At 70.9% G+C, this 6,000-nt stretch carries 6 protein-coding genes; all 6 read right to left on the bottom strand.

Translation table 11 applies throughout. The features are described 5' to 3' along the window. Positions 1-80: 80 nt before the first annotated feature. Positions 81-902, bottom strand: coding sequence for an IclR family transcriptional regulator (locus tag ACFYL4_RS10775; RefSeq protein ID WP_387518146.1), 822 nt, complete (start codon positions 900-902; stop codon positions 81-83). Further along, positions 899-1,738: a carbohydrate ABC transporter permease gene (locus ACFYL4_RS10770; RefSeq protein ID WP_357762944.1), complete on the bottom strand. Its 840-nt coding sequence runs from the start codon at positions 1,736-1,738 to the stop codon at positions 899-901. Before ACFYL4_RS10770 ends, ACFYL4_RS10775 begins: the two co-directional genes overlap by 4 nt. After that, positions 1,735-2,691, bottom strand: coding sequence for a carbohydrate ABC transporter permease (locus tag ACFYL4_RS10765; RefSeq protein ID WP_387518145.1), 957 nt, complete (start codon positions 2,689-2,691; stop codon positions 1,735-1,737). The genes ACFYL4_RS10770 and ACFYL4_RS10765 overlap by 4 nt, the downstream gene beginning before the upstream one ends. A 5-nt stretch (positions 2,692-2,696) precedes the next feature. Continuing rightward, entirely contained in the window at positions 2,697-3,995 is a 1,299-nt protein-coding gene (locus tag ACFYL4_RS10760) for an extracellular solute-binding protein (RefSeq protein WP_357762950.1), read from the bottom strand. Positions 3,996-4,170: 175 nt separating this feature from the next. Continuing rightward, positions 4,171-4,788 (bottom strand): FMN reductase, encoded by a 618-nt coding sequence (locus ACFYL4_RS10755; protein ID WP_357762953.1) that lies wholly within the window; start codon positions 4,786-4,788, stop codon positions 4,171-4,173. Then, positions 4,785-5,888: an LLM class flavin-dependent oxidoreductase gene (locus ACFYL4_RS10750; protein ID WP_357762956.1), complete on the bottom strand. Its 1,104-nt coding sequence runs from the start codon at positions 5,886-5,888 to the stop codon at positions 4,785-4,787. Before ACFYL4_RS10750 ends, ACFYL4_RS10755 begins: the two co-directional genes overlap by 4 nt. Positions 5,889-6,000 lie beyond the last annotated feature (112 nt).

Here is a 6,000-nt window from a genome sequence, read left to right as displayed (position 1 = left end):
GGGTTGTTCCGGGGTCGGGGGGGTGGGCGGGGGCCGCGGCGCGCCCCCCCCCCCCCCCCCCGCACCGGGGGCCCGGGGGCCTACGGAACCCCGCGTCCTCCGGCGGCGGTGTCCACGACACGCCCGCCCAGCTGGGCCGACACCCGCGCGGCCACCGCGGCGACCTCCGGCCCCAGTCCGCGCACCCGCGCCACCGGCATCTGGCTGACCAGTGACGACACACTGATCGCCGCCACCGGGTCCCGGTTGTGGTCGAAGATCGGCGCGGCCACGCAGCGCACCTCGGGCTCGTTCTCGCGGTCGTCGATCGCGTACCCGCGCTCGCGTACCCGCCGCAGCTCCTCGGCCAACACCCCGGGGTCGGTCACCGTCCGGGCCGTGACGGCGGGAAGTCCCGCCGCCACCACGTCCGCCACGAGGTCGTCCGGACCGAACGCCAGGATCGCCCGGCCCACGGCCGTCCGGTAGGCCGGCATCCGCGCACCGATCCGCGAGGACATCCGCACCGTCGCCGTGTTCTCGACCTTGTCCACGTACACGACGTCGTGCCCGTCCAACAGCACCAGGTGGCAGGTGTGCCCGGTCCGGCGCATCAGGCCGCGCAGGTGCTCGGAGGCGACCGACCGCAGGTCCATGTGGTCCAGGTAGGACTGCCACAACAGCAGTGCGGCACCGCCCACCCGGAACCGCCCCGAACGGGGGTCGCGCGTGAGCAGGCCGTACTCCACCAGCGGCGCGGACAGGCGCAGGACCGTGCTCTTGTTCACTCCGAGCCCCTCCGCGAGCTCGGTGAGGGTGGCACCGCCGTGCTCGGGCGGGGTGGAGCGCACCCGCTCCACCACCGCCAGGGCGCGGCGCAGCGACGCCGAGGAGTTGCGCCGGGGGCCGGACGGCGAACTCACCCCTTGACCGCCCCTCCCAGACCGTTGGCCAGCCGGTGCTGCACGAACAGGAAGAACACCAGCACCGGCAGCGTCATCAGGACCGAGCCCGCCATGATCCCGCCCCAGTCGTTCTCGTCCGGCTTGAACAGGGACAGCAGGGCGATGGGCAGCGTCTGGTTCTCCTGCGCGGAGATGATGAAGGTGCGGGCGAACAGGAAGTCGTTCCACGTCATGATGAACGAGAAGATACTGCACGCCACCACACCGGGGGCGACCAGGGGGAACAGCACACGGGTGACGAACGTCAGGCTCCCCGCGCCGTCCAGCCAGGCCGCCTCCTCCAGTTCCTTGGGGACCGCCGCGACGAAGCTGCGCAGCATCCACACGGCCAGGGGGATCGCGAACGCCGTGTGCACGAGCATGAGCGAACCCAGCTGGTTCAGTCCGATCCCGGGGATGCCGTACCCCAGGGCGCGCATGAGGAAGAACAGCGGGATGGTCAGGGCCTCCACCGGCACCATCTGGGCGGTCAGCACCATCACCAGCAGGGTCGTGCGCAGCCGGAAGCGGTAACGGGTGAGCGCCACGGCCGCCAGGAACGCGCACAGGGTGGAGACGGTGACGACCACGACCGCCACCAGCACGCTGTTGAGCAGGTACTGCCCGAACCCGTCGATGAGCAGGACCCGACGGAACGACTCCAGGGTCGGTTCGAGCGTGTAGGGGGCGGGGTCGCCCGCCTCCAGGGCGGCGCGGGGCTTGAGCGCCGACAGCAGCATCCAGTACAGGGGCAGTGCCACGACGAGGGCCACGAGCAGTCCGGCGGCGTCGTTCCTGAGTCTGCGGAGCGTCACAGTACCTCCCCTTGGCGGCGCAGCGCGCGCAGGTACACGAGGGTGATCAGCAGCAGGAGCAGGGTGGTGATCACGCCGATCGCCGACCCCAGGCCGTACTGCCCGGAGGCGAACGCCTTCTGGTATGCGTACACGTTGAGGACCAGGTTCTGGCCGGCGATCCCGCCGCCCCCGGTCATGACGTAGATCTGGGTGAAGATCTTGAAGTCCCAGATGATCGACTGGATGGTCACGATGGTCACCGCCGGGCGCAGCATCGGCAGCATCACCGACCACGCGATCCGGGACGTGGAGGCGCCGTCCAGCCGGGCGGCCTCCACGACCTCCTCGGGGATGGCCCTGATCCCGGCGTAGAGGGTGACCATGACGAACGGGAACGAGCACCACACCACCTGCGCGCCGACCAGTGCGAAGGCGGACCACTTGTCGTAGGTCCAGGAGTGCCCGGTGAAGTCTCCGACGCCCAACCAGGTCAGGGCCTGGTTCACCGGCCCCAGAGTGGGGTCGAACAGGTGCAGCCACACCGCGCTGCCGGTGACGGCGGGGGTCGCCCAGGCGCCCAGCGCGGCCAGGAACAACAGTGTGCGCACCCAGGGGGTCAGGCGGGTGGCCAGGACCGCGAGCGCACCGCCCACGGCGAGGGTGCCGGCCACGCAGGCGGCGGCGAAGCCCACCGTGTTGCGCAGCACCTCCCAGAACTGGGGGTCGGACAGGAGCGCGCGGTAGTTGGCCCAGCCGACGAACTCCAGCGGCTCGGCACCGGTGACCTGCGGTTGGCGGTAGTCGAAGAACGACACCAGCACCAGCTGGTAGAGCGGGTAGACCAGCATGACACCCAGCACCAGCGCGGCGGGTACCAGGTACATCCAGGGTTCGATCCGGCGACCGCGGGAGCCCGGGGGCCTCCCGGTGGGGCGCCGTACGGCGACGGGGACGGGGGGTCTGGCGTCCATGGGCGTCATCCCTCCCCGAACGCGGTGTCGAGGGCCCGGGCGGCCTCGTCGGCGGCCTCTTCCACGGTGGCGTTCCCGGCCGCCACCCGCTGCACCATGGTGGGCAGGACGCCCTCGGCGTCGACGGTCGCCCAGGCTCCGGTGACCGGGACGAACCGGGTCCCGGCGTCGATGGTCTCCACGAACGGGGTGATCTCCTCGTCCGAGGCGGCCAGTTCCTCGCGCACGTCGGTGTAGGCGGGCAGGTTGCCCATGGCCTCGTACATCCTCAGCTGGTACTCCTTGCCCGCCAGGAGCTTCACGAACTCCACGGCGAGGGTGCGGCGCTCCGTACCGGCCAGGACTCCGAGGTTGTTGCCCCCGGCGAAGGCGGGGGCCACCGTGCCGGGTTCGACGCCCGGGAGCGGGACGACGGCGGCGACGTCGGCGACGTCGCTGTCGCGCAGCGCGTTCAGGTTGAAGTTGCCGCCGATGGTCATGGCGGCGTTGCCCGCGAGGAAGTTCTGCACGGAGGCGTCCCCGGTCATCTGCGAGCAGGTCTGCGGCGGGCAGACGTCGTCGGACAGGATGCGCGTGTACAGCTCCAGGCCCCGTCGCGAGGCCTCCGAGTCGATGGCGGCGGTGTGGGTGGCGCCGCGCGCCTCGGCGATGTCGCCGCCGTGCGCCCACACGAACGGCATCATGGCGTAGGTGTAGGCCCCTCCGGTGGAGACTCCCAGCATGCCGGGGTCGTGTTCGCGCACCGCGCGGCCGGTCTCCACGAGCTCCTCCAGGGTCGCGGGGACCTCCAGGTCGAGCTCCTCCAGCACGTCGGTGCGGTAGAAGAGGGCGCGGGCGCCCAGGAACCAGGGCACGCCGTAGGAGGCGCCGTCCACCCGTGCGGTGGCCGCGACGTCGTCGGCGATGTCCCGGTGCGGCGCCCAGTCGGCGAGGTCGTCGGTGATGTCCACGAAGCCCGCCGACTCCACGTACCCGGCCAGGTCCGTGTTGCCGTACTCGGCGACGTCGGGGGCGGAGGCGGGGTCGAGGAAGGCGCCCTGGAAGCGCTCGGCCCTGGTCTCGACGGGGATGTACTGGACCTGGACGTCGACCCCGTCGTGGGCGGCCTCGAACTCGGTGACGGCCTCGTCGACGACCCGTTCCTTGGGCCCTTGATCGACCTCGGAGAACAGCCAGACGCGCAGGGTGCCGTCCGGTTCGTCGACACCGGAGGCGGCTCCGGTGGTCTGGAGGGGGGCGCAGGCGGTGGTCAGGACCGCGAGTCCGAGGAGTGCGCACAGGCGCGCGGGGGTAGTGAGTCGCATCGAAACTCCCCAGGTCGGAGGTAGGGAAAGCGGGTACCGACCCATCGGTGGGATGACTCTAGGGACGCCCTCGGACCAGGCAGAAGGGAGTGCGGACAAAGTTGTGCCCTGCACAACGCGGGGTGCGCAGTGCAGGGCGGTCGGCGGTGGGCCCCCGGCTTTGCGGGGGCGGGGTTCACCTGCCCAGGCCGGACATCAGGTCGGCGAAGGGCGTGGGCTCCTCGTAGGGGTCGGCGGCCGTGGGGGCGCTGTCGGTGACCAGTAGGGCCAGCTGCCGGGCGGCCCGCGCGACGCGCTCGGACAGCTCGCGGCCGCCGCTCTCGCCGGCGCCCCAGTCCTCGGAGGCGGCGTAGACGCCCGTGGGCACCACGATCGAGCGGGTGTAGGTGAACATGGGGCGCAGGGCGTGCTCCAGCACCAGCGAATGGCGGGGGCTGCCGCCGGTGGCGGCCACCACCACCGGCTTGCCGTCCAGCGCCTCGGTGTCGACGACGTCGAAGAACGCCTTGAACAGGCCGCTGTAGGAGGCGTTGAAGACCGGGGTCACCGCGATGATCCCGTCCGCCTCGGCCAGGTCCGCCAGCACCCCGGACAGGTCACCGGTGGGGACGCGGGTGGTCATGGCGTTCATGATGTCGTGGGCCAGGTCGCGGAGCTCGACCACCCTGACCTCGACCTTCTCGCCTCGGTCGGCGAGGGCCTCCTCGGCGGCGGCGGTGAGCCGGTCGGCGAGCAGACGGGTCGAGGAGGGGTTGCTGAGCCCGGCGGTGACGGTGACGAGCCTGCGGGTCATTCCTGGACCTCCGTGTTCGTGGTGGCGCGCTCCTTCGCGGCCAGGAGCGAGGCGTGGGTGGGCGCGTCGGGCACGTGGGCGGGCTTCTTCGCCGCGAACTCCCTGCGCAGCACCGGGACGACCTCCTCACCGAGGATGTCGAGCTGTTCCAGCACGGTCTTGAGCGGGAGCCCCGCGTGGTCCATCAGGAAGAGCTGGCGCTGGTAGTCGCCGAAGGACTCCCTGAACCCCAGGGTACGGTCGATGACCTCCTGCGGGCTGCCGACGGTGAGCGGGGTCTCGCGGGTGAACTCCTCCAGGGAGGGGCCGCCGCCGTAGACCGGGGCGTTGTCGAAGTAGGGCCGGAACTCCTTGACCGCGTCCTGGGAGTTCCTGCGCATGAACACCTGGCCGCCGAGCCCCACGACGGCCTGCTCGGCCCTGCCGTGGCCGTAGTGCTCGTAGCGGCGGCGGTACAGGGAGATGAGCTTCTTCGTGTGGGTGGCGGGCCAGAAGATGTTGTTGTGGAAGAAGCCGTCACCGTAGAAGGCGGCCTGCTCGGCGATCTCCGGGCTGCGGATGGAGCCGTGCCAGACGAACGGCGGCACGTCGTCGAGCGGGCGCGGGGTGGAGGTGAAGCCCTGGAGCGGCGTGCGGAACTTGCCCTCCCAGTCGACGACGTCCTCCCTCCACAGGCGGTGCAGGAGGTTGTAGTTCTCCAGCGCCAGCGGGATGCCCTGGCGGATGTCCTGGCCGAACCAGGGGTAGACCGGCCCGGTGTTGCCCCGGCCCATCATCAGGTCCACGCGCCCGTCGGCCAGGTGCTGGAGCATCGCGAAGTCCTCCGCGATCTTGACCGGGTCGTTGGTGGTGATGAGGGTGGTGGAGGTGGACAGGATGATCTTCTCGGTCCGCGCCGCGACGTAACCGAGCATGGTCGTGGGCGAGGAGGCCACGAAGGGCGGGTTGTGGTGCTCGCCGGTGGCGAAGACGTCCAGGCCCACCTCCTCGGCCTTCAGGGCGATCCGCACCATCGCCTTGATCCGCTCGCCCTCGGTCGGCGTACGTCCCGTCGTGGGGTCGGTCGTCACGTCGCTGACCGAGAAGATTCCGAACTGCATGGCCGTTCCCCGATCCAAATAGCTTCTCAGGAAAATACTTTCGATGAAACTATCATGCGGAACCCCGCCCCGGAGCCAGGTATTCCCGCGCGCGGACCCCGGGGACCCGGGG

Origin of the sequence: Nocardiopsis sp. NPDC006938, from assembly GCF_042869555.1 — a bacterium.
Lineage (GTDB): Bacteria > Actinomycetota > Actinomycetes > Streptosporangiales > Streptosporangiaceae > Nocardiopsis.
This window is presented reverse-complemented; position numbering and strand designations above follow the sequence as displayed.

Coding starts and splice junctions, on each gene's coding strand:
- ACFYL4_RS10765 (WP_387518145.1), bottom strand. CDS start 2,691: ATGGACGCCAGACCCCCCGTCCCCGTCGCCGTACGGCGCCCCACCGGG.
- ACFYL4_RS10760 (WP_357762950.1), bottom strand. CDS start 3,995: ATGCGACTCACTACCCCCGCGCGCCTGTGCGCACTCCTCGGACTCGCG.
- ACFYL4_RS10755 (WP_357762953.1), bottom strand. CDS start 4,788: ATGACCCGCAGGCTCGTCACCGTCACCGCCGGGCTCAGCAACCCCTCC.
- ACFYL4_RS10750 (WP_357762956.1), bottom strand. CDS start 5,888: ATGCAGTTCGGAATCTTCTCGGTCAGCGACGTGACGACCGACCCCACG.